We start from the raw sequence: 25,038 nt of genomic DNA, 5'->3' as shown, positions 1-25,038 counted from the left end.
ACCCCTCAGCGGTCAGGCCTGGGCGGGTGTGTGGGGCACAGGCGCGGAGGCGGTGGCAGTGGGGTGGGGGTCTGTGTCTCGGGGTGGGCGCGGAAGGCTTCGAGCATGTACGCGGCGAAGCGGCGGGAAGCCGTGAGGCGGGTCTCGGGTGGGGCGTCCTGGATGCCCTGGTGGGCCATGAGCATCAGCATCAGGTCGTCGACGACGAATCCGGACCGAAGGTGTCCTGATCTCTGGGCGCGGCGGGCCAGGTCTTCGACGGCGCGGAGGGTGCGCTGCCGTTCCTCGACGAAGTCGTCGGCCTCCGGGAAGGCCGTCATGAAGGCGTCGGCGAACCCCCGGCTGCGGGCGTGCAGTTCGCAGATGTCCTCGATCAGGCGTCGCAGCCCGCGCCACGGGTCCGGGTCCGCGAGGGCGTCCCGGACCAGGGCGCGGCAGGCGCGCCGCTGCTCGGCGTAGGTCGCCCCGATCAGGTCCCGCTTGGTCGGGAAGTGCCGGTAGAGCGTGGCGGGGCCGACGTCCGCGTGCCGGGCGACCTCGCGCATAGGTGCGGCGAGGCCCTCCTCGCTGAAGACGGCGCGGGCGGCGTCCAGGATGCGGGCCCGGTTGTCCCGGGCGTCGGAGCGAGTCAAACGGTCAGTCATGGCATCTCACTTCGGCTGAACGGACGGGGCCGCACGTTACGTTCCGATGGCGGTGGCGCGACCTGCCCGGTCGCCCCGCACCCACCCCTTCACCGCCCCTGAGGAGCCGTGATGAAAGCTGTCGTGATCAAGGAGTTCGGGCCCGCGGACGGCCTGGAGGTGGTCGACCTGCCCGTGCCGGATCCGGCGCCGGGCCAGGTGCGCATCACCACGGAGGCGATCGGCGTCGGCGGCGTCGACGCCATGCTGCGCCGGGGGACGCTCGGCACCTTCGGCTTCGAGCCGGGCCACGTCCTCGGCAGCGAGGTCGCGGGCCGCGTGACCGCGACGGGGGACGGCGTGGACGCCTCCTGGCTGGGCCGCCGCGTGTGGGCGTTCACCGGCCTCGCCGGCGGGTACGTCGAGCAGGCTGTCGCCGACATCGACGAGGTCGTCGCCCTGCCCGACGGCCTGAGCGGCGTCGAGGCGGTGGCTCTCGGCAGCTCCGGCGTGGTCGCTCACTTCGCCCTGGAGCGGGCCCGGTTCACGCCCGGGGAAACGGTGCTCGTGCGCGGTGCGGCGGGCAGCATCGGGATCAGCGCGGTCCAGCTCGCGACCCGGGGCGGGGCTTCCGCGGTGGCCGTCACCACGTCGTCGCCGGAGCGCGGCGCACGCCTGCGCGAACTGGGCGCGACGCATGTCCTGGACCGGTCGGGCGAGGGTCCGCACGACGCGCCCGCGGGGTACGACGTGGTGATCGACATCGCGGGCGGGGCCCAGCTCCCCCTCTTCCTGGACAAGCTGAACCCCAACGGCCGCTTCGTGGCCGTCGGCCTGATCGCCGGGCTCCCCCCGGCCGACTTCGGCGCCCGCCTGCTGGCCGGGTTCCGCAGCTCGCTCTCGTTCGCCACGCTGAGCTTGGACACGGTGCCGGTCGCCGCCAAGCAGGCGGTGCGGGAAGCCCAGTTCGCCGAGGCGGCGCGCGGGGAGCTGCGCGGGGTCGTGCATGAGGTGCTGCCGCTGGACGGGGCGGCGCAGGCCCATCGGGGGATGGACGAGGGGCGGGTGTTCGGGAGGGTGGTGCTGGTGCCCTGAGCGTGCGGGGCCCGGGGTCAGCCAGGGGCGGCCAGAAAGCCCTCGACTGCGGCGGCGAACTCCTCCGCGGCATCGTGGTGCACGACATGCCCGGCGCTCAGCTCGACCAGCCGGGCGCTCCCGGCTCGACGGGCGATCATCTCCCGGGCATGGCCGGCCGCCAGCTCGTCGCTGCGGGTGCCTCGGATCAGCAGGGTGGGGCAGGCCACCGCCGTCCAGTCCCGCCAGTGCTCCCCGGACAGCGCCTTCTGGGACGCCACCGTGTCCTCGATGCCGAACGAGAATCCCCACCCGTCGTCCGCGCGACGGAACGAACACTCCAGATAAGGGGCCGCCGAGCCGAGCGAAGCCACCAACTCCGCACGCGACGGCGCACGGCGGGGCAGCCCCAGGGTGAACGACCAGTCGACGTCCACGACCGCGCCGATGTCCTCGACGATCAAGGCGGAGACCCGGTCCGGCTGCCGGGCCGCGTACTGGTAGGCGTTCACTCCGCCCAGAGAGTGCCCCAGCACCGCCACCGCACCAAGGCCCAGATGCCGGTGCAGGGCGGCGACGTCGCCGACGTAGTCGCCCCGGTCGTAGCTCTCGGCACGATCGGACTCACCGTGACCGCGCTGATCGAGCGCGATCACCCGCCACCGCGGCGCGAGCGCCTCGGCCAGCGGGGCGAACGCCGCCCCCTCGTTGTAATGCCCGTGCAGCGTCAGCAGCGGGGCCCCCGGACCCCCGAAGTCCAGATACGACAGCCGCCGCCCACCCGCCATGAAGAACTCGCGCATGATCCGGATGCTAGGCGTCTCCACTGACACAGTGGCTGACCGGCCTCTTCACCTTCGTCCGCACGCGGAACGAGCCGCACCCCCGGACTTCACGGGGTCGGAACGGAGGTCAGGGGGCCGGTGCGGGGACTGGTGCGGTCCGGTACGCCGTGGGGGGCGAGGATCTGGAGGTCGGTCGCCGTCATGCCCGCGAGGGCGCGGAACTCGCGGGCCAGGTGGGCCTGGTCGTGGTACCCGCACGCGGCGGCGGTCTCGGCCCACGTCCTCCCGGGCGTCCGCAGCGTCGTCAGGGCCCGCTGGAAACGCAGGACGCGGGCGACCCGCTTGGGCGCGAGTCCTATCTGTTCCGCGAACAGGATCTCCAGGCGGCGACGGCTCCGCCCGGTGGCCTCGGCCAGCTGACCGACCGAAAGGGTGCCGTGGCAGTCCCGCAGCAGGGCCCACGCCTCGCACAGCACCGGTGACGGCCAGCAGCGGCTGTCTGCCAGCCGACGGGTGATGGCCTCGTCGAGAATCTCCCAGCGCCTTCTCCAACTGGACGCGTCGGCGAGCTGCTCGGTGAGGTCCGCGCCCCAGCACCGCCCCAGCACATCGGCCGGGTGGATCATGCTGTCGGCCAGGTGCCGCAGCGGCATGCCGAGCAGCGTGAACGCTCCGAGCGGGGTCAGCTCGACCTGGACGCCGTAGCCGGTGCCGCTGGTGTGGCTGATCACCGGCCCGGTCTGAAGCCCCAGCATCACGGGATCCAGACCACTGCGCCCCGCGGAGCACTCCCGGTCCGAGCTGAGGTCGAGCGCGGCTCCCCAGGTGAGGCACACCGTCACGGTGGTCGAGGGAAGGTTCACTCGGCGCAGAAGCGGCGCGGCACGCATGCGGTATCCGGTGTACGTGACGACGTGCGCGCGCAGTCGGGCGGGCGGATCGCGGCGCACCCGGTCGCGCCCCACGCGGGCGCGCGCCAGGCTCACATCGTTCGGTGCGGGCCTCCCGGCCACCCCTACCACCGTCCTTCACCCGTGCGTGCTCGACCGACACGGACTGGATCGGGTGCGCGTTCGTACAAGGCGCAGCCCCGCCGCGGCCCCAGTCTGGCCATGTTCATGGCGGTCCTTGAAGCCAGGATCACGTCATCCGGACCGTCACACGGCCAAGCGTTCGGAGGAACTATGGGACCGCGACAGGACCAAGCCCGCTGGATCCTGGCATTCGATGGATCGTGCAGCACCTGCTCGGCCATCTCCACCTCGGTGTCGACGGCGAGCCGGGGAAAGCTTGAGGTCATGCCCCTCGATCACGCGGACGTCCGCGCGTGGCGGCGGCAGAGCACCGGCGCAGAGCCCGCCTTGGCCCCCACCCTCATCCGGGTCGACGGGGAAGCGGTGCGCACCTGGACCGGTCCGCTCATGTCGCTCGCACTGGCCAGGCGGCTCGGGCCGAAAGCGACCGTACGAGTCCTGCAGGCGCTCGGCCGTCTCCGGCAGGAAGCCGACACGGGCACCGTCGAGAGCACGGGCACCGCGATGGGGCGCAAGCGGTTCCTCCAGCTCGGGGGTGGCCTGGCCGTCGCGATCGGCCTGACCGTGACGGGTACGACTCCGGCCTTCGCGAAGTCCCCGAGAGGTGCGGCTGCTTCCTGGGTCGAGGCGAACGCCGGGCGCCTCCCGCGCACCTACGAGGAGATAGTCCGCCACACCGTCCCCTACCGGAAGGCGATCCTCAACGCGCTGTCGCCGGAGGAGCGGGCCGCCGCATGGCTCTGCCACTTCACCCGCTACCGCGCCGCGCGTCCCGACCTGTCGGCCGATCAGTTGCGGATCGTGGACGAAGCCTCGCGGTTGGTGGACCGCGTGTTCGTTTCGCGGCAGGACCACAAGCCTGCGGTGCGGAGGCTGGGCGAGCGGGCCCGGCAGACGTTGGGTGTGGCGGAAGCGGAGGCGTTGCTGGGCAGGTTGGGCCCCGCCGACGCCGAAGGCATCGCGGTGCGCGACTGCAACTGCGCGACGGAGTCGTCGTACTGCGCCCCCACCGCCTATTGCAAGCGGGGGAACTGCAACCTCATCCCGAGTGATTGCGGCGACCTCTGGCTGTTCGACTGCAACGGCCGGTGCGCTCCCATGTAGGGGTTCAGAGGGAGGCGAGGAACGCCTTCCAGGCCGGGGCGCCGAAGAGGACGGCGGGGCCGTGGGGGTTCTTGCTGTCGCGGACGGGGACGCCCGCCGGGCGGTGGGCGTCGTTCACTTCGAGACAGTCGTCGCCGTCAGCAGAGCTGTAGGTCGACTTACGCCACTGGTCACCGGTGCTGTTCATGCTCGAATTCCTCCGCTACGGACCTGATCAGAGCCAGGGACTGGGCGGACGACATGGCGTCACCCACGCTCCGATCGTAGGCGACCTGGCAGCTGAGCACCGCTGACGGAAGCTCCAGCACCTTGCCTGCCTTCAGGGCTTCCACGTAGGCGATGGGCGGGAGGTCGTCGAACCACATCAGCGACACAAAGCCCGCAAGTAGCGGGTAGTACCCCACGGAGAACGGCATCACGTGCACGCGGATGCGTCGACTGAGCGCCAACTGCTCGATGTGACGCAGCTGCTCGCACATCACGGCTGCGCCGCCCACCGGACGCCTGATCACGGCTTCGTCGAGCACGAACCAGACTTGGGGGGCGTGGAAGTCCTCCAGGATTCGGGCACGCGCCAGCCGCGTCTCAACGAGCTTGTCGACCTCCTCGTCCGTCCAGGAAACGTCGCCGCCCACGAACACGCTCCGCGCATACGCCCTCGTCTGCAACATTCCAGGGACGAGCTGCGACGCGAACGTACGAATCATCGTCGCCCGCTTCTCCAACTCGACGGCCTCCGCGAAGTGTTCGGCGACGCGCCCTTCCGCCTTGACCGGAAGGAACCGGACGAACACGCCGCCCGCCTCTAAGACGTCGTCCAGACGCTTCGCGTCGTCCAACGACGGGCGCCGCCGCCCCGCCTCAATGTGGGCGATATGGGTGCGGGACATGATCGCCCGCACACTCAACTCCTCCTGGGTCAGCCCCGCGCCCTCCCTCCGCGAACGCAGCTCCTCCCCGTACCGCAGCCGGGACTCCGGACTGTCCTCGATGGCCATCTCAACGCCCTCCCGTGCCAGCGCAGTTGTCAAGCCCCACCTACTGGCGAGGCTAGCCGCAGCGACCTCACTGTGTGATCGGAACAGCACACAGAGCGAGAGGTACCCCGATGGAAACGGACCAGCAACAGCACACGCAGGGCGCATACGTGGCGCACGCGAGCACGGACATCTACGGCCCGGGGAGGGTGCTCGCCGAGGACGGCGAGTTCCGCCGGGTCCGGTTCACCCACTTCGTGGCGACGATCCGCGTCGGCGACCTGCGGGCGGCGACGCCGGTCGAGGAGAGCGAGATGAAGACGTGGTGGCAGCGGAAGACGGAGCTTTACGGGAACGACTGGTAGGCGCCGCGCCCGCCTCGTACGCTGACGGGGTGACGACCGAGGGGCCAGACCGGAGTGCGCGGCACTACACGCCCCGGAACGTCCACATCGTGGGCAGGCAGGAGCTGAACTCCCGCGCGGCATGGGGTGGTGGGCACCCCGTCGGCTCCCCCATGTGGTACCTCCACTACTTGGGGTACCTCCAGGAGATCGAGTCCGCGCTGCGTGCGACGCTCGCGCAGGCGGCGGAAGACGCCCTCCGGCGGCAGGCCACAGCGCCGACACTGCACGGCGCCGACGAGCCGGTGCACACGGCGGCGTACGTCGAGGAGGCCCGCCGCCTGGCGGACGCGCTGGCCGCCCTGATCACCCTGGTGCGGGAGTGCCTGGCACAGGCACTCGGCCTGCGCGACTACGCGTACGTGGACACCGTCCCCAGACACGACCGCTCACCGTGCGGCGTGGTCCGCCTGACCACCCCCACGATCCCCCGCGCGCCGGGACAGCCGAACTCCCCATCGATCACCACTCGATGGGGCGTCTCGGCTGCGCGCCCCCTGGGAGAGGCACGCGCGGCGTAGCCGACACGCCCCCGGCTCCGGCTGGGAAGGCCACCGATGTCTCTGCTCGACCTGCTGCTCGACGCGCCCTGGTGGGCGATCTGGCCCCTCGTCCTCCTGCTGGTGCTCACCGTGTGCGCCACGCGGATCGCCAAGGCCGTGCTGCCACCTCCCGAGGACCGGGGCCAGTGGTGGCGCGACTTCTGGAGCCGCCGCGAGCGGTGAACCGAACCGACGGCGCCGGAAAGGGCAATCGCCCTGGGACCGCTCGGGCAGGGAGGGGGGCCACAGGTGCACGAGGGCCGACGCACCGCCCGGCCAGGGCCCCGTGCCGGGTTAGCGTGAATGATCAAGCGGCCGGGGAGGGTCGACATGCGGGACAGAGCCGAACGTGGTGAGCGATCGGAGCACACGCCACGGGCGTCAATGACGGCCCGGCAGGGCTCCCCTCGGCAGTCGAACACGTCGTCGCAGCACGCACGTTTCCTCGCCCTGCACCCCAAGGCAGGGAACGCGGCGCTGAGCCAACTCGTCTCGGTGCAGCGGGTGTCCCGGGAGGACCGGAAGGACCGGAAGGAGGGGAGCAGCAGCGGCTCCCGGTCCAGTTCGCCGGATCTGGAGGACGACCTCGCGTACGGGTCGGGTCATGAGCGGCCCCCGCACGGGGGGCGTCGGCCGGGGAGGGACGCCGACGACGACGCGCTCGCGTACGGCGAGTTCCACGAAGGCCGTCCGGGCGCCGCCGGATCACGCTCCGAGGGCGAGCCCAGGAACGTGGGCCCCTACAGCGGCACCCTGGGAAGCATCACCTTCCGGACCGACCAGGACGGCTGGCTGATGAAGGAGGTCCGCGACTTCGTCGCCCACGTGGCCCCGCACTTCCAGCGGGAACTCGCCGCCGTCGGCAGCGTCACGGTGCGGTTCGGCGCCACGCTGGGCAGGGGTGTGGGCGAGTGGCGGGCGGACAGCCGGACGGTCATGCTGAACCACCTCCAGGTCGCCGTGCGGAGGGCGGGCCCGGAACGCCTCTTCGGCGCCGCCGTCTTCGAGCTGCTCAACGCCTCGAAGAAGAGCCGCCGCGCCTACCTGGACCACCAGGCGAAGAGCGGCGCACTCGAAAGGGAGGCGGAGAAGGAAGGCCTGCCACCGGAGCGGTACTACGGCCGTGAGGTGGAACGCATCGAGTGGAAGAACATCGTGATCCACCGCCGCGTCATGAAGGACGCGAGCCTGAAGGGCTCGGTCGCCGACCTCTTCTCCGCCGAACCCGGTGACTTCGAGTCCTACTACGAGCGCCAGGTGCGCAGCGGCCACACCCACAGCTACGAGTTCTACTACAACCTCCTCAGGACCCAGGCCCAGGCGCGTGCCGCCCGGGGCGAGCCCGGCTCGTCGTCTCCTTCGTCGCCCTCGTCGTCTTCGTCGTCCTCGTCGTCCTCGTCGTCCTCGTCGTCCGATGCGGAGTCCGGGTCGGATTCCGAAGAGTCCGATTCTTAATCGTTGAGGGGTTAATAACGGCCGAAACCGGGCCGTATCGGGATCACGGCTTCCGCTTCTAGGCTGACCGCTGCGCACCGCCGGGTGCGTGCCCGACCCGACGTTCCGGGAGGTTGACCGTGGCAGCGCAGGCAGGCCAGTCAGCAATGTCCGAGGGCATCTACCTCATCAAGAACGAGGCGAGCGGACTGTACGCGGGGGTGCAGCCAGGAGGAGGCGCCAAGCAGGGCGCGAAGGTCGTACTGGAGGCGCTGCACGCCGAAGGGGTGGAGCGGCACCGCCAGTTCTGGCATCTGAAGCCGCACAGCGCACGCGAGGGCGCGTGGACGCTGCAGAACATCCACAGCACCTTGCGCATGGACATCATGGTGAACCGGGGCCGCGCGGGCGCGGCGGTGCAGCAGTGCCCGCCGGAGTCGCGGGACGACCTGCTGGTCACGCAGTTGTGGCGGCCGGAGCCGATCGGCGACGACCGCTACTCCTTCGTGAACGTCAACAGCGGCAAGCACCTCGCGGTGCGCGGCGAGCGGCAGGACCCGGGCGCCGAGCTGGAGCAGGGCGAGCCGAGCACGGAGGAGGGGCGCGGCACGCAGGCGTGGCGCCTGGAGAGCGTGCCCGCGCGCGGCGAGTCGAAGGCGTTCGACGCGCTGACCGCGCGGATCGTCTCGCCGGGCGCCCTCGCCACGCCCGCGAACGTCCTCGCGTCGGCGGTCAAGGGCATCCTGGACGTCGGCGGCGGCGTCTTCGAGACGATGGCCAAGACCGTCCCTGACCCGCGGGCACCGTATCTGCGCTTCGACGGCTTCCGCGGCGACGAGTTCATCCGCTTCTCGCCCCGGCTCGGCGTCGAGGCCGGGCCGAAGAAGGCCAGCGAGCAGTTCCAGCGGCTCCCGCACGGCTTCCCGTCGGCCGCCGCGGACGTCATCAACACCCGTAGGGCCAGCTCCTACACGCACACCGCCGTACTCGGCCACGACCTGCGGGAGTTCTCGGAGCGGTCGCTCGCCGACACGGCCAGGCTGCTCCCGTCCCGCCTCCAGGAGGAGGAGATCAAGGCCGCGACCGCCGCCGACCCCAAGGGCGAGCGCGTCGTGTACTTCCTCAAGGACCGCGCCGTGCTCACGATGCTCGACAGCCCCGAGTACACGCAGGAGTTCAGGCTGCCGCACGCGCCCGACGAGTTCCTGCACGACCTCGACACCGCCACGTCCGCGCCCTTCGACGACGCCATGCACTACTTCCTCCTCAAGGGCGACCGGTTCGTGATCGTCAGCGAGGGAAAGCTGGTGCAGGTCCCGACGAAGCTCACGGACGCCTACCCCTTCCTCAACGGGGTGTGGCTGTAGCGCCGGGTCAGACCACGGACCGCAGCCAGCTCACCAGGATGCCGTTGACCTCCTCGGCCCGCTCCTGCTGCACCCAGTGCCCGCAGCCCTTGAGGATGTGGGACGCGGCGAGGCCGGGGAGCGTCACGGGATACGCGTCGAGGGCGGCCGAAAGCCACTGGAGGGACGGGTCGAGCTCGCCCGCGACGAACAGGGACGGCTGGGTGAGGGCCGCCCCGTCCCATGCCGCCAGGTCCGCCCAGTCGCGGTCCAAGTTGCGGTACCTGCCGAGCGGCCCACTCATGCCGCCCCGCTCGAACTCGGCTGCGTACACGTCCAGTTCCTCCTCCGACAGCCACTCCGGCCGCCGGCCGCCCTGCGGGAAGCGGTCGCGCATCCGGCCGCCCTTCGGCACGAAGTGCAGGCTCGGGGCGTCCGGCGGCGGCATCGTGTCGCCGGACAGGGCCGTGTAGAAGCCCGCGATCCAGCCGCGCACGTCCGGCTCCATCTCGGCCTCGGCGCGGCCCGGCACCTGGAAGTGGCTGATGTAGAAGTCCTCGTCGCCGGGGATCGCGGCGAACGCGTCGGTGGGCCGGGGGCCGCCCCGGGGCGCGTACGGCACGCTCATCAGGGCGGCGGCCCGGAAGACGTCCGGGCGCAGGAGCGCGGAGTTCGCCGCGATGGGCGAGCCCCAGTCGTGGCCGACGATCACCGCGCTGTCCTCACCGAGGGCGCGGACGACGCCCACGTTGTCGGCGACGTGCGCGAGCATCCCGTACGCCGCCGTCTCCCGCGGCTTCGACGAGCGGCCGTACCCGCGCACGTCGACCGCCACCGCCCGGTACCCGGCCGCCGCGAGCGCCGGGAGCTGGCGCCGCCACGAGTACCAGGTCTCGGGGAAGCCGTGCACCAGGAGGACCAGCGGGCCGGTGCCCTGCTCCACGGCGTGGATACGGATGCCGGGGCTCTCGGGCAGCTCAAGGAGGTGGTGCTTCACGTCAAGGGCGGTCACGGTCATGGCTCCTCCGGATGTGCGGGGTGGCTCGTCACGAGTCTGTACGGGGGCGGGGGCGGACGCCGAGGGTTGTTGCCGGTCCGGCAAAAACGGCCCCGGGCCGGGCGGTCCCGGCAGGGCGGCCTACGCGCGCGGCTTCGCCGCCAGGAGGTGCGCGTGCTGGGTGCGCTCGCCCTCGTACGGCTCCCGGAGCAGATATCCGTGCGCGGCGAACCCGGCCTCCCGCAGCAGCTCCGTGACCTGCTCGGGCCGCCGGCGCTGGAAGTCCAGGTCCACCTCGTGCCCGAACGCCTCGTCGAAGTGCCGGATGTCGTCGCCCACTTGGAAGCCGAGCAGGAGCTGGCCGCCGGGGGCGAGGACGCGGTGGAACTCGGCGAAGACCTTCGGCAGGTCGGCCGGCGGGATGTGGATCGTCGAGTACCACGCGACCACCCCGCCCAGCTCCCCGTCCGGCAGGTCGAGGGCCGTCATCGAGCCCTCCTCGAACGGCAGGTGCGGATACTTCGCGCGGGCCAGCGCCAGCATCCCCGGCGACAGGTCGATCCCCCGCATCCGCAGCCCGAGCGAGCTGAGGATGGCGCTCACCTCGCCGGTCCCGCACCCGATGTCGGCGACCGTGCCCCCGCCCGCGTCCCGCACCAGCTCCGCGTACGCCGCGAACATCGCCCGGGCGAGCGGCCAGGAGTCCAGCTCGCCCCGCCACTCCTTCTCGACGGCCTCGGCGATGGCGTCGTAGGAGGTCCTCGTCTTGGTCACGTACGCGTCTTCAGGCATGCGGGGACGCTACTCGGACCCACTGACAACGCCGTCCCGCTGACAACGCCCGTGCGGTCAGACCTCCTGCGCCGCCACCGACGGCAGCGGGAGCAGCGGCGCCGACGGGTAGGCCGAGGGCGCGCCGCCCGCGAGGCGCGACTTCGGCAGCCAGAGGGAGAGGATGCGGCTCGACCGGTCGAAGTACCGCTCGGGGGCGAGGGATGCGGGGAGCAGCGCGCCGAGGGACGGCGCGGCCTCCAGGTCGGCCGGGGTGAGCCCGGTGGCCACCGTGTGCAGGCCGATGAGGCGCTGCTCCGGCTGGTGCAGCAGCCACACGGCCGCGAGCCCGCGCGCCCCGGCCTCGTCGCGGACCGTCCCCCACGCCCGCTCCAGGGCCGCCTCCCCGTCGCCCTCGTACCGGAACCGCTCGAACCGGCTCACGTGGTGCGCGTCCAGGGGCAGGAAGTTGTGCGCCCCCGCGACCCGCCACACGAACCGCTCCACGTCCTGGAAGAACGGGCGGCTCCAGAACTTCACGCCCGGCTCGAACTCCAGCTCCTGGCTGGTGAACCGCTCGTAGTCGACGACGTCGGCCCACGTCTCGAAGAGGTACCGGCCGCCCGTGTAGTGCCGCCCCGCCGCCTCGTCGATCCGGCTCGGCATGTACTTCGCGTACATGCCGGTCCTTACGTCCATGACCCGCCGCTCGACCTCCTGCTTGTCCACGATGTCCTGCACGTCCGCCGCGCCGATGCCCGCCGCCAGCGGGAAGTCCGACGTGAACGCGGCCTCCATCGGGATCGGGCCGATGTCGTAGGCCTTGATCGGGCCGGGTCCGTACGTGTGCGTGGTCATGCCACACCCCTTCGCTGTCGCGGGTTTCCGGATGTGCCAGGACCATAACTCGAACACCGACCAGTTTCCAAACACTGTTCAACCTTTGCTCGCCGTACTATGGAGCCATGCCTGCTGCGAGCCGCCGCGAACGCCATCGCGCCCAGACCACCGCCGAGATCAAGGCGACCGCCCTGAAACACCTGGTGGAGGAGGGCGCCGAGGCCGTGGCCCTGCGGGGCATCGCCCGCGACATGGGCATGGCACCCGGCACCTTCTACAGCTACTTCGACACCCGCGAGGCCCTCCTCGCGGCGCTCGCGGCGGATGCCTACCGGGACCTGGCCGCGCACCTGCGCGTGGCCCGCGACGCGCACCCCGCGGGGGACCCGGGTGCGCGGGCCCTGGCCCACGGGCTCGCGTACCGAGCGTGGGCGCTCGCGCATCCGCAGGAGTTCCGGTTGTTGTTCAGCGGACGGAGCCGGGCGGCGCGCGGGGACACCGCCGAGAGCGCCGAGGCGGAGTACGAGCTGTGCCTCGGGATCGTGGAGATCGCGACGACGGCGCGGCCCACCGAGGACGTCGGCCTCGGCGGCAGCTCCTACGCCTGGGGCGACTTCGACCCGGCGTTCACCGCCGTGGCCCGCGCCGCCTTCCCCGACCTCACTCCGGCCGTGCTCGCCCTGTCGCTGCGGGTGTGGGGGCGGATGCACGGGCTCGTGACGCTGGAGATCGACGGTCTTCTGCGGCCGCAGATCGACAATCCGGCGGTGCTGTACGGGGACGAACTGCGGGATCTGGTGCGGGGGTTGGGGCTCTGAGGTCCGCTCGGGCCGCGTGGCCTGCCTGGGCCGCTCGGCCTGTCTGCGCCGCTCGGCCTGCCTGCGCCGCTCGGCCTGCCTGGCCTGCCTGGCCCGCTCGGCCTACTTCAGGCAGAGGACCAGCTTCGCCGCCACCGCCGCCCCGTCGTCGATGATCGCCGCCGCCACGGCCGCCGCCCCGTCCCGAGTCTCCGGCGCCAGGGCCACCCTCAGCGCCGCCGACAGGGACGCGAAGGTCGGCGTCGGCCCGTCGTGCGCCACGCCGATGCCCAACTCGGCGACCCGGCCCGCCCAGTACGGCTGGTCCGTCGCCTGCGGCACGACCACCTGGGGGCCGCCCGCGCGGGCCGCCGTCGTCGTCGTACCCGCGCCGCCGTGGTGCACGACGGCCGCGACCCTGCGGAACAGCGCCTGCTGGTTGACCTCGCCCACGACGAAGCAGTCGTCCTGGTCGTCGATCAGGTCCAGGTCCGCCCAGCCGCGCCGGACGAGGACCCGGCGGCCCTGTGCGCGTACCGCCTCGATGGCCACCCTGGCCACGTCGTCGGAGCCGTGCATCGGCATGCTGCCGAAGCCCACGTACACCGGTGGCGCACCCGCCTCCAGGAACTCCGAGAGGCCGTCGGGGAGCGGGCGTTCGTCCGGCAGGATCCACGCGCCGGTCTGCACGACGTCGAAGCCGAAACCCGCGCCCCCGGCGGGACGCCAGGGGTCGAGGACGGGGTCCGTCGCCAGCCACGGCCGGTCGCCGAGGACGTAGTCGCGGACGCCGGCCACCGGAGGCAGGCCGATCGACGCCCGGTTGCTGTTGACCGCGTCCCCGAACAGGACGTCGATGCTGCGGGCGTCCAGGTCCCACAGCACGCTGTTGTCGGTCACCTCCGGCGGGAACGGACGGCCCGGGTACGCCAGCGGCGCGTGGTGCGGCGACGGCAGCGTGAGCTGCTGGAACGTCACCGACACCGACGGCACGCCCAGCTTCTCCGCCACCGACCGCGCACCCGCCACGGCGGGCATCATGCCGGTCGCCACCAGGGCGTCACACCCCTCGGCCGCCGCCGTGACCGCGTCGAGCTGGCTCGCGATCAGCTCGGCCGCGCGCTCCGGCAGGGACTTCGGCTGCCGCGCCGCCGTCGTCAGCTCCCGCGCCGAGAGGCCGACCGGCACCATCTCCACCCCGACACCGGCGAGACGCTCGGCGAACTCCTCGTCCGGCGGCGCGCACACCCGTACCTCCGCGCCCAGCTCCCGCAGCCGCACCGCGAGCCCCACCAGCGGCTCGACATCCCCACGCGACCCGTACGTCGAAAGCACCACACGCATCTCGCCACTCCCCATGTCCGCTCCCCGAGTTCCGCTCCCCGAGGCCGTGGTTCCCGGCCTCGGCGGGCGATTCTGCGGCACCACGGGGGCCTTGCCGCAAGCCCCCCGGTGAGCTATACGTTGAGAGTGGCGGGGAGAGGGTGCCCGCCTTTTTCTGTGCCCCGGCCCGCTTTCTGTGCCCTCAGGCGCCCGGCAACGGACCTGCTTCCGCCAGGCGCCGGACACCGGACCCGCTTCCGCCAGGCGCCGGACACCGGACCCGCTTCCGCCAGGCGCCGGACACCGGACCCGCTTCCGCTAGGCGCCGGACACCGGACCCGCCCCGTCGACGCGGATCTCGCGCCGCAGCACCTTCCCCGCCTCCGACCTGGGCACCCGCTCCCGGAACTCGATCACGCGCGGCACCTTGAACCCGGCGAGCGCGCCCCGGCAGTGCGCGGCGAGGCGGTCGGCGAACGCGTCGTCGCCCGGTATCCCCGGCTCGGACTGCACGACGGCGGCGACCCGCTGCCCCCACTCCGCGTCCGGCACCCCGACCACGGCCACGTCCGCGACGTCCGGGTGCGCGATCAGGACGGCCTCGACCTCCGCCGGGTAGACGTTCACTCCCCCGGAGATGATCAGGTCGGTGCGCCGGTCCCGGAGGTACAGCCAGCCGTCCTCGTCGACGTACCCCTCGTCCCCCGCCGTGAAGTACCCGTCCCGCATGGACCGTTCGGTCTTCTCGGCGTCCTTGTGGTACGCGAACGGCACGGCGGGCCGGAAGTACACCCCGCCGGTCTCCCCGGCCGCGACCGGCCGCCCGTCACCGTCCAGGATCCGCACCTCGGTGCCCGCGAGAGGCCGCCCCACGGTGCCGGGCCTGGCCAGCCAGTCCGCGCTGTCCGCGGCGGAGACCCCGCCCTCGGTGGCGGCGTAGAACTCGTACAGGACCGGTCCGAGCCAGTCGATCGCGCGCCGCTTCACCTCGGGCGGGCAGGGCGCGGCGCCGTGCACGACGGCGCTCAGGCTCGACACGTCGTACTGCCCGCGCACCTCGGCGGGCAGCCGCAGGAGCCGGTGCAGGACCGTCGGCACCGCGAACAGCGCGTCCACCCGATGCCGGTCGATCAGCTCCAACCAGTCCTCCGTGCCCGGCCGTTCGGCGATCACGGCCGTGTGCCCGAGCTGCATCGCCATGTTCGCGAACAGGCCGGGCGCCGCGTGGTACAGCGGGGCGGCGCACAACTGCGTGTACGCCCCCGCGCGCACGCCGACGCGCGCCATGAAGTCCAGCTCGTACGGGCTCGGCCCCGGCGGCGCCTCGGACAGCGCGCGGCGGACGGCCTTGGGGCGTCCTGTGGTGCCGGAGGTGTAGAGCATGACGGCGCCCGCGCGGGGGTGCGGGGGCGGCGTGGCGGGGTCGGCGGCGAGGAGTGACGCGTAGTCGGTCCAGCCGGGTGGCGGAACGGCAGGCTCCTGGGACGCCTGCCCGGCCCGCCACACCAGCCGCCGCTCCGCCGGGATCCCCGCCGCGTCCAGCGCGGGCCCCGCCACGTCGAGCAGCGAGGCGTCCACGACCACCACCCGCGCCCCGCTGTCGGCGACGACGTGCGTCACCTCGGCGGTGGTGAAGTGGTGGCTGAACGGCGTGAAGTAGAGGCCCGAGCGGCCGGTGGCGAGCCGCAGTTCGAAGAAGGCGCGGCTGTTGGGCAGCATCGCGGCGACACAGTCCCCCGGGCCGAGCCCGAGCCCGGCGAGGGCGTGCGCGAGCCGGTGCACCCGGGCGGCAAGATCCCCGTACGAGAGGGTGGTGCCGTCGGGCTCGACGAGGGCGGTCCGGTCGGGGTGCGCGGCGGCGACCGCGCCGAACCCGATCTCCGTGCCCGCTTCTGCACCCATGTCCGCCCCCTCGCGCTGCCGTCCTGCGTCCATGGCGCATCGTAGGCATCGGGGGGTGGCCTTGGCAGCAGGGCCCTGACCTGGGGGCGGCTTGACCTGGGGCTGGGCCTGACTTGGGGCTGGGCCTGACCTGGGGCTGGGCCCGGCCGGGCGGCTCAGGTGTTGCGGCGTCCGGGCGGCGGGAGCCGCTGGATGCTGGTGCTGAGCATGCGGGCGCTGCGCCGCGCGACCTCCGTGGTGTGCGCGAGGCGGCGCGGGTCGGGCACGGCCACGCCCACGGCGGCGACGATCTCGCCGGAGGCGGCGTGCACGGGCACCGCGAGGCAGAGCCGTTCGCCGCCCCACTCGTACTGGTGGAGGTCGAGGCCCTGCTCACGGGCGGTGCGCAGCCGCCGGGCCCACTGGTTCGAGGTATGGCCGGGTGGTGGGGGCGCGGCCGGGGGCGTGCGGGCGGACGACGGCGCCCCCGAGGCGGCGAAGACGACGTCGGCAGCGCTGTCGGGCGGGAGGGTCTGCCCGGGCAGGTGCGGGAAGAACTCCCGGGCGGCGGCCGCGATCCCGGTCACGACCGTCATGCGCCCGCCGGACGGGATGGCCACGCACACCGTGGCCCGGGTCTCCAGGGCGAGGTGCCGCAGCGGCCCGGCGGCGCTCCGCGTGAGGAACCGGTGCGCGGTCCACGACCGCCCGAGCCGGGCGAGGGTCGCGCCGACGCGATAGCGGCCCTGGTGCTGCTCCACGGCGCCGAGCTCGACGAGCTGCCCGAGGAGCCGGTACACGGTGGTCTTCGGCAGCCCGGTCCCTGCGGCCAGCGCGCTCAGTCCCACCTCGCCGACGCGCGCCATCTCCTCCAGGACCACGAAGGCCCCCGCGAGCACACCCCGCCCGCCCGGGGACCCGGCCTCCCCGCCCGCCCGCGCGCCACGCCCCTGCTCCATGGTCCCCCCGGATGGTCCCCCGGTGCTCCGTGGCGCACCACATTAGATGTGCGGGGAACGGGACTTGGAGTCCCAGACAAGCCGAATGCGAAGGCCCCCGCGACGAGGCGGAGGCCTTCTGTTCAGGTGGCTGTTCAGGTACTGACCGGCTCGGCTACGGGTTGACGATGAAGTAGTCGATGGGCACGCCGAGCGGGCTGCCCCAGTCGATGTGGACGCGCACCGAGATGACGCCGTTGTCGGGCGCCACGTTGTACACCAGGTAGCGCGCGGCACCGATGAACTTGCCGCCGCCGCCCGTCGGTTCACTCACGGCCACGAACACGCGCGTGTTGGCGGTGAAGGTGGAACTCGTGAGGTTGAAGCGCACGAACCCGTTCCACGCGCCCCAGTCGTGCCGGTAGGTGTAACCGTTGCCCGACAGGTCCTGCGGGCTCACCTCGCCCGTCTGCCCGACGACCCGGATCTGCGACTCCTCCAGCTTGGCCTCGACGATCTGCTCGGGCCCGTGCGGCGTCTGCTGCTCTGCCATGTCGCTCCCCCCTCGCCACCCGCCGTCCCCGGCGAGCGCCGAATCACGCGGACTTCCTACGCGTTCGAGGCTGCCCGCGTGCGCGGAGCGCGGGCAAGCGTTGTTCCGCTGACCGGACCGGAAGCCGGGTCACAGCTCGACCTGGTACAGCCCCTCGGACGGATCCACCACGGCCGCGAGCCGCAGGCCCACGCGCAGCGCCGGATGGGGCGAGCGCTTCCAGGTCGCCTCGAACGCCCGGAACCCGGGCCCGCTGAGCCGCGGCACGACCACGGCTCCCACGTCGTCCCCGCTGTCCCACTCGGTCAGCCCGGCGACGACCGCGTAGAGACACACCGCCAGCCGAAGGCCGACCGCCGACACCTGCGTCGGCTCGTTCACCTCAGCGCTTCGTACGCTTCGTTCGCTTCGTACGGTGGTGTCGTCACGCCGTCTCGCCGTCCCCGGCGTAGAGGTAGCCGCCGGGGTGGGCCGGGTCCGCGATCAGCAGGACCTGGTCCCCGGTGCTCGGGATCCTCAGCTTGGACACGAGGGTCTGAAGGGCGATCCGGTCGGTCCCACCGGACAGCTGGAGGACCAGGTCGACGACCGGGTCGAAGTTGACCAGCTTGCCGGTGTAACTGATCGACACGACGACGGCGGGCACGGTCGGCGCCACCACATCCACTGAACGGCAAAACCCCAGGCCGGAGTGGATTCCGACCTGGGGTTTCAGGTGAGCCGCCTTCGGGATTCGAACCCGAGACCTACGCATTACGAGGGCCCGCAAGTTCGTGACGGATGATGATCCGTGATCATGCTCGGTCTGGTTTTTCCTGGTCAGAGACTTGCCGCACCCAACAGACATACCGCTCGATCCAACGGATGCTGTTCCATCCGCTCACGCATCGCTCACGCACACGACGGTGTGTCCACTCCCGAGACCCAGCCTCAACCACTCCTCGATCTACCGACGCAGGAGCTTCGACTTCGCTGCCCGTCCCTCGGCGAGATGATCTCGGGGTCGCATCCCACGAAGCTCGCTGGACACGACCGCCAGTGCGACACATCGAGGGCGCTACTTAGCGTGTGCCGTAAGCTCTGCTTGTTCCGAAGCATTGTCAGTGTGGTGCGGTACAACTCCAGAGAACCCAGGCTGGCAGGTTCGAAGCGGCCGGGCAAAACAGCAGCGCCAGCACTGAGGGGAGAGACAGAACGGTGAGTGTCCGATACATCGGCTCCAAGGCCAGGGTCTCCGGGCTGATCGCCGATCTCGCCGGACCTCCTCCGTCTGATGCTGGGGTCTTCGTGGACGGTTTCAGCGGCACCGGCGTGGTCGCAAGCGCCGTGGCCGATCTCGGCTGGCCGGTGCGGATCAACGATCACCTCACCAGCTCCGCCATCACTTCCGCGGCCCGGCTGATCGCTCGGAGCGATGTACCATTCGCCTCGCTCGGCGGCTATGAGGCCGCTCTGACTAAGCTGGCCGAAGTGCAACCAGTGCTCGGCTTCATCACGCGCGAGTACAGCCCCGTCTCAGCACAGCACACCGAGGTGGAGCGCCGATACTTCACCGAGGCGAACGCATCACGGATAGACGCCATGCGGGCCCAGATCACCACCTGGCGCGAGGACGGCACGGTCAGCGCGACCGAGGAACGACTTCTGATCGCGGACCTGCTCGCGGCCGCCAATCGCGTGGCCAACATTGCTGGCACATATGGCTGCTTTCTACGCAACTGGTCCAGCACCGGCGTCCGCGAGCTGGAGCTGCATCCTCGGGACCTACGGAGCCGGCCAGTCGAGATGGATGTCCACGTCGGAGACGTCACCCAGATCCCGGTCCGCCCCGAGGATGTCGTGTACTTCGACCCGCCCTATACCAAGCGCCAGTACGCGGCGTACTACCACATCCTGGAGACCATCGCATTGGGCGACGAACCCGAGGTAGGCGGAGTAACCGGCCTGCGCCCATGGCGGCATCTGGCCTCCGATTTCTGCTACCGCAAACGCGCACTCACAGCCCTGACCTCTTTGGTTCACGATTGCACCGCTGGACGGGTGCTGCTGTCGTACAGTTCTGAGGGGCATGTCGGCCAGGACGAGCTGGAGGCAGCCTTGGCACCACTGGGCGAGCTGACAGTCCACTCGCTCGGCGAGATCGGCCGCTACCGCCCGAACGATGCTGCGGTCCGCAACGCCGACTCAGTCCACGAGTACGTCTTCGAACTGCGCCGCTCGGCACGAGGCGTCGCCGTCCAATCGTCGCTCCCTCTGGCTGTGCAGGGGGTCGCATGAGCGCTGTGCGGGCCTACGAGGAGGGTGTGCTGGCCGAGGCTGAGGCCGTGTTGGAAAAGGCCGCCGGGGCTGATCCAGAGCGGCGTCTTGAAGTACTGGAGGCCGCTTCCTGCGCTTACGCTGGCCTCGACACAGGGGAATACTGGGCCGCGTTCTGCGCCGAATCCCGAGCGCGGACTGGCACCGGGGAGGCCGCCGTTAAGGCTCAGGCCACCCAGCTGTTGCAGGCACTCGACTCACCGGTCTGCACCGTCATTCCGACGCCGCTCGCGCTGGCCTCGCTGGCGCGGGTGGAGATCTCACACAGTGAGCGACGCAGCACGGGCGCTTACTACACAGATTTCCGCCTCGCACGCTACCTGGCTGGTGGGCTGGCGGAGCACATCGGGCCCGGGACGCGGGTGATCGACCCCGCGGCGGGCTCCGGCTTGCTACTGACCGCGCTCGCATTGGCGGTCGGCGCCCACGGCAAGGTCAGCATCACGGACTTCGTCGCGAACGCTGTGTGCGCCGCGGACCTGTCCGATCTGGCGCTGCGTGGTGCCCGACTGGCGCTGGCCTCTACCGTAGACGATCTCAAGGCCGTGCTGAGCCTGGACGAGCGACTACTCCAGGGCGATAGCCTGCTCACCAACGATGCCGTCTGGGAACAGGTGAGCCCGGGCGGCTTCGACGTGGTGATCGGCAATCCGCCCTGGGAAAAGCTCAAGGTCACCCGCCATGAGCTTCTCGCCAACGCCGGTGTGGTCCGACACTACGGAGCCGACTACACACCCCACGACGACCTCCCTGAGGCGCTTTCCCGGGAGCGTCGGAAGATGCTCGACTACCTCGAGCAGATGGCCACCGGTGCCCAACTGCAAGGGCGAGGCGAAGCCGACCTGTACAAACTCTTCCTGGAGTTCTCCTGCCGCCGCATGCGTCCCGGGGGACGGCTCGCTCTTCTGGTCCCAGCCGGGCTGATCCGCTCGCAGGGCACGGAGGCGCTGCGCCGATTTCTGCTCGAGAGCGCCTCAGAGCTGGAGTTCACGATTGTGGAGAACCGCGCTCGGTTCTTCGCCATCGACACCCGCTTCAAGTTCCTCTCGGTCAAGGCACAGCTAGTCGGAGACGCGGTACCGGGCCCGATGGTGCTCAAGCATGCCTCAGGAACGGACACGGGACTGCGCGAGACCGCTCACGTCTCCATCGAACGCTCCGAACTCGCCCAGGTGCGGAGGGACTTGACAGTCCCCGAGGTACGCGGCCAGATGGAGTGGGAACTTTTCCTGCGGATGGCCCGTGCAGGAACCTCGTTTGGCGACGCGGACGGGCCGTGGCGGCCGCAGCTGGCCCGTGAGGTCGACATGTCTCGGGACCGCGCCGACTTCCGGACCAGCCCTGCTAACGGCCATCTGCCGGTGATCGAAGGCCGGATGGTCCATCAGTACCGATCGCGGGCCAAGGCGCACCGATCAGGCACAGGCCGGGCCGCGCAATGGGACGTGCTGGCCGCAACAGACGCGGTGGTCACCCCGCAGTACTGGTATCCCGTGGACAAGCTCCGCCACGGGGTGGCTAAGCGGACGGAGACGGTGCGCGCAGGCTTCTGCGACGTCACCGGGCAGACCAACGAGCGCACGCTACTCACCGCGGTCATCCCGCCCGGAGTCGTGTGCGGCAACAAGGTGCCGACCGTGCTTTTCCACGCCCCCTCGGGCGACGGGGAAGCGCTGGTGCACCTGTGGGTGGCGCTGATGAACAGCATTCCGGTGGACTGGCTGGCTCGCCGGATCACTACCACCTCGATGAACTACTTCCTGCTCCGGTCCATCCCACTCCCGCCAGTCACACCGGATACCCCCGACGGGGCCCGGATCATCGAGCTGTCCCGGGAACTGACGGCGTTGGAGGGCAGACGCCGCCCCACTCTGGACGCCGATGCCGCTGCCCAAGCCCGGTCCGAGATCGACGTTCTAGTGGCCAGGGCGTACGGGCTCGGAGCCGAAGACCTACAGCTGATGCTTGAGGACTTCCCCCTGCTAGACCGCGGCCAGCCTGTACTCGATGGCGAGGAACGCTCAACGATCACCCGCGACCTCGTACTAGCGCAGGCCCACTCCGGCGTAGCCGCCAGGCCGTGGGCGAATCGAGTTGCCCAGGCGCAGCGGTTGGGAGCCGTGGCCTACGTACCGGCGGACTACGCACACTTCTGTGAGTAAGGGAGAGCAAGGTGGCAGCGATCGGGCCACTGCGGGAGGCGGGCATCCTGCGGGTCATTTACAAACAGTTGAGCCCCGGAGATCTGCGGAAGCTCCGGGCAAAATCGAATGACGCCCAGACGGGTGGTGGTGCACGGGACTTCCGGCTCCCCTACCGCGCCTTCGATCCGGTGATGCGCAAGCTCCTGCCGCAGACCCGACAGGAAGAGCGACGCCGAAATGGTGCGAGAACCACCGTGGATTTCCACTGGGGCCCGGTGAAGTTCGGCACGCGGGGCAAGGAGATTGAGGTCGTTAATCTGGATTGGGAGAGCCCTACGGATGCTCGTCCCACGGAAGGCCGGATTTCACGGATTCACACGCACTTCAACCTGCCTAAGGAGGACCCCGAGTTCGGAGCGGTCCTCTTCTTGATAATGCAGCACGAGACCGAGGTCCGGGCCCACTACGCCTACGAACGGGATCTGCGCGACGGCAAGTGGAACAGCGAACTGACCCAGCACATTCTCGCCTGCATGGACAACCCCAACCGCAGAGCGCGGAGTCTGGCCCAGGGCTTTATCGACTGTGTAGAGGGCCTCAAATACTGCCACGGGATCGCCGGTGACTGACCACATGTACTCGGACGACTGCATCCGCATTCTCGAGCTGCTGGCCGAGCGGAACAATGTACTGATCAGCGGCCCGCCCGCCACGGGCAAGTCGCGGTTGCTGGCCGAGTTGAAGCACGCCTTTCGCGGAGACTCCGAGACCGGTTCGAGCTACCAGCCGGAGGCGGAGATCCCGCTGCCCAACAAGGGCAACACCGTCCCTGCCTGGTTGCCCAGCCAAGACCGCACAGACCGCAGGGTATTCATCACCGCCTTCGACCAGAGCACGCATCAACGGGACGTACTGCGCGGCCTTGTACCGAAGGTCCTCGGCGATGGGGCGCCACTGGGCTTCAGCGCCTCCAAGGGCATTCTCTACCGGGCAGCCGAACACGCCCGAAAGCCGGACGGGGCGTCCCTGCTTATAGTGGACGAGATCAACAGAGGGCCGGCCGTGGCTGCCTTCGGCGCGAGCATTGTCTCATTGGAGAGCGACAAGCGCCTGGCCGCCGACGGCAAATTCACCCCGGCCACCCAGACTTTCGAGTTGCTCGATGACAGTGGTCAGATGGTCGACTATGCGCTGCCCCGGCACCTCTACATCGTCGGCGCGATGAACCAAGCGGACGCATCGGTCGCACCACTGGATGTCGCCTTCCAGCGACGCTTCGCGCCGTTCTGGCTGACTCCCGACGAGTCCGTCCTACACATGCACTTCGGGGTGGACGGCAACTCCGCCGGACAGCTCCCCAGCCAGATGGCCAACAACAAGGACGTCTACACAGCGCTGGTGCGAGCCTGGCAGAGGGTGAATGAGCGGCTCGCGCTGGGGCGCGGCGCGGCCTTCCAGCTGGGCCACGGCGCACTCATGCACGCGGCCGCGCCGACGGAACTCGAGAAGGCGTTGCGGTACGCAGCTAACTGCTGGACGCTCATGAGGGCACACGTCGACGAGGTCTTCTTCGGTGACCTCCGGGGCGTCGCCGAGACGATCTCGGCCGACGCTCCGGGCAGTCCGTTCACACTCACGTCGGCAACCTTCGCTGAACAGCCGGTGCTCCAGCTGTCTCCCTCCGGTGAGTTGAAACTGAGCCAGGTCTATCCGGCCCTTAAGGCAATCGCCGAGTCGCCCTGATGAGCAGTCCCAGTCCCGTACTTCACCGTGTTCGCATTGCCGAGAACCGCGACGAGCCACGGCTAGTGCCCGAACTGGCCGGGCTGACAGGCCAGCCAGAGTCAGAGATCGAGGGCTTGCTCCTGCGCGCCGGGCAGCGCCTCACCGATCTGCTGGGCCATGAGCAGCTCCCGCTACGGATCTCGTCGGCCGGATCTGTCCGGATCGAAGGCGTGGCCGGACTACTCCGGCTGTCGCCCCAGCTGGAACTGGAAATCGTGCCGAAGTTCCTCGATGGCACGGACGCAGACTGGCGGCAGGACTTCTTCCGCGCAGCACTGTTGAGCAAGACAGGCAAACTGCTACCGCGCGAGCATCTGCGTGCCGACTTCGCAACCCGTGGCGATCTCACCACACTGGTCGGCCGGACCCTCGCGTTCCTGTACTGGGAGAACCATCGGCGCCCGCTGCGAGAGTACCGCTCACACATCGTGCACGACTATGCCGTCGTAGGTGATCTTGACCCGATGGGGATCGTTCTACCGGAGGCAGACGGCTTCAGGCAGGAGCAGTTGGTCTTCGACCACGTAAACTCCTGGAACGAGGTCATCTCATCTGCGGCAAGCGCGCTGTTGCCCGAGGTCCAGGACGGCGAGACACTGCGGCAACTCCTCCGGGTTCGCCAGGCACTGGCCCCCCAGCGAGAGGTCCGCTCCGCCCAGCACCGCAGATTGCCGAACCGCTACTACCACTGGCAGGCGCTATACGACCTCTCCGTGGAAGTGCTCAACGGCTTCGGCATGGGCTACGACGAGCGACACTTGCGTGCGCCCGGCTATGTGATGGTGATGTGGTCAACCTGGCAACACTTGTGCGAGCTTGCCATGAGAATCGGCTTGGCCCCGTTGGAGGTTCACGCCTCGCCAACCTTTCCCCTCGGCATGAGGAACGGCAAGGCGCTCATGGTCACCCCGGATGTGGCGGTGGGGCCACGGAACGCGCCCACAGTGCTCGTAGACGCCAAATACCGGACGCGGCTGAAGCGCAGAGCATCCGTAGGTAACTCCGACATCTACGAGTCCCTGGCCTTCCTTCGCGCTACGGGTGCCGAGCAGATGATTCTGCTCTACCCCCGCCCCGCCTCAGAGGGAGCCCCGCTCAAACCAGGTGACACAAGGGTCTTCCAGACCATCACTGTCGGCGGAGAGCGGATCGATGCCCTGCTCGTTGAGTGCCGTGGCATTGGAGCCGCGCAAGGCTTCGAGACGTTCAGTCGCAACCTTGTGTCAGGAATTGAGAGTGCCCAGTCGCCCAGCAGTTCTTCCCACCTTCCCGGCTCCTAGCAAAGGGGTGGAGTCTGCATGTTCCGACGACGTGCTCGCGCCCTGCGCGAGTTCCGAGAGGCCCAGCGTGAGGCGCTCACGATGCTGCAG

General features: G+C 70.4%; 27 protein-coding genes. 13 read left to right on the top strand and 14 right to left on the bottom strand.

Going from position 1 to position 25,038, the window contains the following annotated elements:
- Positions 1-5: 5 nt before the first annotated feature.
- Positions 6-644, bottom strand: coding sequence for a TetR/AcrR family transcriptional regulator (locus OO63_RS11270; protein WP_030359718.1), 639 nt, complete (start codon positions 642-644; stop codon positions 6-8).
- A 111-nt stretch (positions 645-755) separates the two neighbouring features.
- Here OO63_RS11270 and OO63_RS11265 point away from each other — a divergent pair, with 111 nt between their 5' ends.
- The gene (locus OO63_RS11265) at positions 756-1,718 is read left to right on the top strand and encodes a zinc-dependent alcohol dehydrogenase family protein (RefSeq protein ID WP_030359717.1); all 963 of its coding nucleotides are present in this window, start codon (positions 756-758) and stop codon (positions 1,716-1,718) included.
- A 17-nt stretch (positions 1,719-1,735) separates the two neighbouring features.
- Here OO63_RS11265 and OO63_RS11260 read toward each other — a convergent pair whose 3' ends face one another.
- Positions 1,736-2,500 (bottom strand): alpha/beta fold hydrolase, encoded by a 765-nt coding sequence (locus OO63_RS11260; protein WP_030359716.1) that lies wholly within the window; start codon positions 2,498-2,500, stop codon positions 1,736-1,738.
- Between the two features lie 89 nt (positions 2,501-2,589).
- Positions 2,590-3,495: a helix-turn-helix domain-containing protein gene (locus tag OO63_RS11255; RefSeq protein WP_157853985.1), complete on the bottom strand. Its 906-nt coding sequence runs from the start codon at positions 3,493-3,495 to the stop codon at positions 2,590-2,592.
- Between the two features lie 285 nt (positions 3,496-3,780).
- Between OO63_RS11255 and OO63_RS11250 the strand changes: the two genes are divergently transcribed.
- Complete coding sequence (locus OO63_RS11250) at positions 3,781-4,620, top strand: bacteriocin fulvocin C-related protein (RefSeq protein ID WP_157853984.1); 840 nt, start codon at positions 3,781-3,783, stop codon at positions 4,618-4,620.
- A 4-nt stretch (positions 4,621-4,624) separates the two neighbouring features.
- Here OO63_RS11250 and OO63_RS11245 read toward each other — a convergent pair whose 3' ends face one another.
- Both OO63_RS11245 and OO63_RS11240 read right to left on the bottom strand, forming a co-directional pair.
- Positions 4,625-4,807, bottom strand: a complete 183-nt coding sequence (locus OO63_RS11245; RefSeq protein ID WP_030359713.1) for a DUF397 domain-containing protein — start codon at positions 4,805-4,807, stop codon at positions 4,625-4,627.
- Positions 4,791-5,618, bottom strand: a complete 828-nt coding sequence (locus OO63_RS11240; RefSeq protein ID WP_030359712.1) for a helix-turn-helix domain-containing protein — start codon at positions 5,616-5,618, stop codon at positions 4,791-4,793. The genes OO63_RS11245 and OO63_RS11240 overlap by 17 nt, the downstream gene beginning before the upstream one ends.
- Before the next feature lie 110 nt (positions 5,619-5,728).
- Here OO63_RS11240 and OO63_RS11235 point away from each other — a divergent pair, with 110 nt between their 5' ends.
- The 5 genes from OO63_RS11235 (at position 5,729) to OO63_RS11220 (ending at position 9,344) form a co-directional block, all read left to right on the top strand.
- The gene (locus OO63_RS11235) at positions 5,729-5,962 is read left to right on the top strand and encodes a hypothetical protein (RefSeq protein ID WP_030359711.1); all 234 of its coding nucleotides are present in this window, start codon (positions 5,729-5,731) and stop codon (positions 5,960-5,962) included.
- 29 nt (positions 5,963-5,991) lie between these two features.
- The gene (locus OO63_RS11230) at positions 5,992-6,522 is read left to right on the top strand and encodes a hypothetical protein (protein ID WP_157853983.1); all 531 of its coding nucleotides are present in this window, start codon (positions 5,992-5,994) and stop codon (positions 6,520-6,522) included.
- Positions 6,523-6,558: 36 nt separating this feature from the next.
- A complete protein-coding gene (locus tag OO63_RS45360) occupies positions 6,559-6,726 on the top strand; it encodes a hypothetical protein (protein ID WP_157853982.1) in 168 nt (55 codons plus the stop codon).
- Positions 6,727-6,927: 201 nt separating this feature from the next.
- The gene (locus OO63_RS11225) at positions 6,928-7,998 is read left to right on the top strand and encodes a hypothetical protein (protein WP_030359709.1); all 1,071 of its coding nucleotides are present in this window, start codon (positions 6,928-6,930) and stop codon (positions 7,996-7,998) included.
- Between the two features lie 119 nt (positions 7,999-8,117).
- Complete coding sequence (locus tag OO63_RS11220) at positions 8,118-9,344, top strand: RICIN domain-containing protein (RefSeq protein ID WP_157853981.1); 1,227 nt, start codon at positions 8,118-8,120, stop codon at positions 9,342-9,344.
- Between the two features lie 7 nt (positions 9,345-9,351).
- On the opposite strand, the gene OO63_RS11215 is transcribed toward OO63_RS11220, so the two are convergent.
- The 3 genes from OO63_RS11215 to OO63_RS11205 all read right to left on the bottom strand — a co-directional run bounded on the left by OO63_RS11215 (position 9,352) and on the right by OO63_RS11205 (position 11,949).
- The gene (locus OO63_RS11215; protein ID WP_033264019.1) at positions 9,352-10,341 is read right to left on the bottom strand and encodes an alpha/beta fold hydrolase; all 990 of its coding nucleotides are present in this window, start codon (positions 10,339-10,341) and stop codon (positions 9,352-9,354) included.
- A 120-nt stretch (positions 10,342-10,461) separates the two neighbouring features.
- Entirely contained in the window at positions 10,462-11,112 is a 651-nt protein-coding gene (locus OO63_RS11210; protein ID WP_030359706.1) for a class I SAM-dependent DNA methyltransferase, read from the bottom strand.
- Positions 11,113-11,169: 57 nt separating this feature from the next.
- A complete protein-coding gene (locus OO63_RS11205) occupies positions 11,170-11,949 on the bottom strand; it encodes a hypothetical protein (protein ID WP_030359705.1) in 780 nt (259 codons plus the stop codon).
- Between the two features lie 107 nt (positions 11,950-12,056).
- Here OO63_RS11205 and OO63_RS11200 point away from each other — a divergent pair, with 107 nt between their 5' ends.
- The gene (locus tag OO63_RS11200) at positions 12,057-12,749 is read left to right on the top strand and encodes a TetR/AcrR family transcriptional regulator (protein ID WP_030359704.1); all 693 of its coding nucleotides are present in this window, start codon (positions 12,057-12,059) and stop codon (positions 12,747-12,749) included.
- A 102-nt stretch (positions 12,750-12,851) separates the two neighbouring features.
- On the opposite strand, the gene OO63_RS11195 is transcribed toward OO63_RS11200, so the two are convergent.
- From OO63_RS11195 to OO63_RS11170, 6 genes are all read right to left on the bottom strand, one after another.
- Positions 12,852-14,072, bottom strand: a complete 1,221-nt coding sequence (locus OO63_RS11195) for a glycosyltransferase (protein WP_030359703.1) — start codon at positions 14,070-14,072, stop codon at positions 12,852-12,854.
- 297 nt (positions 14,073-14,369) lie between these two features.
- Positions 14,370-15,953: an AMP-binding protein gene (locus OO63_RS11190; protein ID WP_030359702.1), complete on the bottom strand. Its 1,584-nt coding sequence runs from the start codon at positions 15,951-15,953 to the stop codon at positions 14,370-14,372.
- A 155-nt stretch (positions 15,954-16,108) separates the two neighbouring features.
- Positions 16,109-16,891, bottom strand: coding sequence for an IclR family transcriptional regulator (locus OO63_RS11185; protein WP_030359701.1), 783 nt, complete (start codon positions 16,889-16,891; stop codon positions 16,109-16,111).
- A 154-nt stretch (positions 16,892-17,045) separates the two neighbouring features.
- Positions 17,046-17,423: a hypothetical protein gene (locus OO63_RS42150; RefSeq protein ID WP_051810750.1), complete on the bottom strand. Its 378-nt coding sequence runs from the start codon at positions 17,421-17,423 to the stop codon at positions 17,046-17,048.
- A gap of 129 nt (positions 17,424-17,552) precedes the next feature.
- Complete coding sequence (locus OO63_RS11175) at positions 17,553-17,804, bottom strand: hypothetical protein (RefSeq protein WP_051810749.1); 252 nt, start codon at positions 17,802-17,804, stop codon at positions 17,553-17,555.
- Positions 17,805-17,847: 43 nt separating this feature from the next.
- Positions 17,848-18,081: a hypothetical protein gene (locus OO63_RS11170; RefSeq protein ID WP_346009323.1), complete on the bottom strand. Its 234-nt coding sequence runs from the start codon at positions 18,079-18,081 to the stop codon at positions 17,848-17,850.
- A 539-nt stretch (positions 18,082-18,620) separates the two neighbouring features.
- Between OO63_RS11170 and OO63_RS11165 the strand changes: the two genes are divergently transcribed.
- The 5 genes from OO63_RS11165 to OO63_RS11145 are packed head-to-tail and all read left to right on the top strand — an operon-like array spanning position 18,621 to position 24,948.
- The gene (locus tag OO63_RS11165; protein WP_030359697.1) at positions 18,621-19,700 is read left to right on the top strand and encodes a DNA adenine methylase; all 1,080 of its coding nucleotides are present in this window, start codon (positions 18,621-18,623) and stop codon (positions 19,698-19,700) included.
- A complete protein-coding gene (locus OO63_RS11160; protein ID WP_030359696.1) occupies positions 19,697-21,901 on the top strand; it encodes an Eco57I restriction-modification methylase domain-containing protein in 2,205 nt (734 codons plus the stop codon). The genes OO63_RS11165 and OO63_RS11160 overlap by 4 nt, the downstream gene beginning before the upstream one ends.
- A gap of 11 nt (positions 21,902-21,912) precedes the next feature.
- Entirely contained in the window at positions 21,913-22,512 is a 600-nt protein-coding gene (locus tag OO63_RS45355) for a hypothetical protein (protein ID WP_157853980.1), read from the top strand.
- On the top strand, positions 22,505-23,626 hold the full coding sequence (locus OO63_RS11150; RefSeq protein ID WP_051810746.1) for an AAA family ATPase: 1,122 nt from the start codon (positions 22,505-22,507) through the stop codon (positions 23,624-23,626). Before OO63_RS45355 ends, OO63_RS11150 begins: the two co-directional genes overlap by 8 nt.
- The gene (locus OO63_RS11145; RefSeq protein ID WP_078619075.1) at positions 23,626-24,948 is read left to right on the top strand and encodes a 5-methylcytosine restriction system specificity protein McrC; all 1,323 of its coding nucleotides are present in this window, start codon (positions 23,626-23,628) and stop codon (positions 24,946-24,948) included. The genes OO63_RS11150 and OO63_RS11145 overlap by 1 nt, the downstream gene beginning before the upstream one ends.
- The last annotated feature ends 90 nt before the right edge of the window (positions 24,949-25,038 follow it).

Source organism: Streptomyces alboflavus (genome assembly GCF_000716675.1).
GTDB classification, from domain to species: domain Bacteria; phylum Actinomycetota; class Actinomycetes; order Streptomycetales; family Streptomycetaceae; genus Streptomyces; species Streptomyces alboflavus.
This window is presented reverse-complemented; position numbering and strand designations above follow the sequence as displayed.

Bases quoted from the DNA above. Each gene is read 5' to 3' on its own strand.
- OO63_RS11265 (WP_030359717.1), top strand. From the start codon at position 756: ATGAAAGCTGTCGTGATCAAGGAGTTCGGGCCCGCGGACGGCCTGGAG.
- OO63_RS11270 (WP_030359718.1), bottom strand. From the start codon at position 644: ATGACTGACCGTTTGACTCGCTCCGACGCCCGGGACAACCGGGCCCGC.
- OO63_RS45360 (WP_157853982.1), top strand. From the start codon at position 6,559: ATGTCTCTGCTCGACCTGCTGCTCGACGCGCCCTGGTGGGCGATCTGG.
- OO63_RS11145 (WP_078619075.1), top strand. From the start codon at position 23,626: ATGAGCAGTCCCAGTCCCGTACTTCACCGTGTTCGCATTGCCGAGAAC.
- OO63_RS11235 (WP_030359711.1), top strand. From the start codon at position 5,729: ATGGAAACGGACCAGCAACAGCACACGCAGGGCGCATACGTGGCGCAC.
- OO63_RS11200 (WP_030359704.1), top strand. From the start codon at position 12,057: ATGCCTGCTGCGAGCCGCCGCGAACGCCATCGCGCCCAGACCACCGCC.
- OO63_RS11190 (WP_030359702.1), bottom strand. From the start codon at position 15,953: ATGGGTGCAGAAGCGGGCACGGAGATCGGGTTCGGCGCGGTCGCCGCC.
- OO63_RS11215 (WP_033264019.1), bottom strand. From the start codon at position 10,341: ATGACCGTGACCGCCCTTGACGTGAAGCACCACCTCCTTGAGCTGCCC.
- OO63_RS11245 (WP_030359713.1), bottom strand. From the start codon at position 4,807: ATGAACAGCACCGGTGACCAGTGGCGTAAGTCGACCTACAGCTCTGCT.
- OO63_RS11195 (WP_030359703.1), bottom strand. From the start codon at position 14,072: ATGCGTGTGGTGCTTTCGACGTACGGGTCGCGTGGGGATGTCGAGCCG.
- OO63_RS11240 (WP_030359712.1), bottom strand. From the start codon at position 5,618: ATGGCCATCGAGGACAGTCCGGAGTCCCGGCTGCGGTACGGGGAGGAG.
- OO63_RS11210 (WP_030359706.1), bottom strand. From the start codon at position 11,112: ATGCCTGAAGACGCGTACGTGACCAAGACGAGGACCTCCTACGACGCC.
- OO63_RS11160 (WP_030359696.1), top strand. From the start codon at position 19,697: ATGAGCGCTGTGCGGGCCTACGAGGAGGGTGTGCTGGCCGAGGCTGAG.
- OO63_RS42150 (WP_051810750.1), bottom strand. From the start codon at position 17,423: ATGGCAGAGCAGCAGACGCCGCACGGGCCCGAGCAGATCGTCGAGGCC.
- OO63_RS11225 (WP_030359709.1), top strand. From the start codon at position 6,928: ATGACGGCCCGGCAGGGCTCCCCTCGGCAGTCGAACACGTCGTCGCAG.
- OO63_RS11205 (WP_030359705.1), bottom strand. From the start codon at position 11,949: ATGACCACGCACACGTACGGACCCGGCCCGATCAAGGCCTACGACATC.
- OO63_RS11185 (WP_030359701.1), bottom strand. From the start codon at position 16,891: ATGGAGCAGGGGCGTGGCGCGCGGGCGGGCGGGGAGGCCGGGTCCCCG.
- OO63_RS11250 (WP_157853984.1), top strand. From the start codon at position 3,781: ATGCCCCTCGATCACGCGGACGTCCGCGCGTGGCGGCGGCAGAGCACC.
- OO63_RS11260 (WP_030359716.1), bottom strand. From the start codon at position 2,500: ATGCGCGAGTTCTTCATGGCGGGTGGGCGGCGGCTGTCGTATCTGGAC.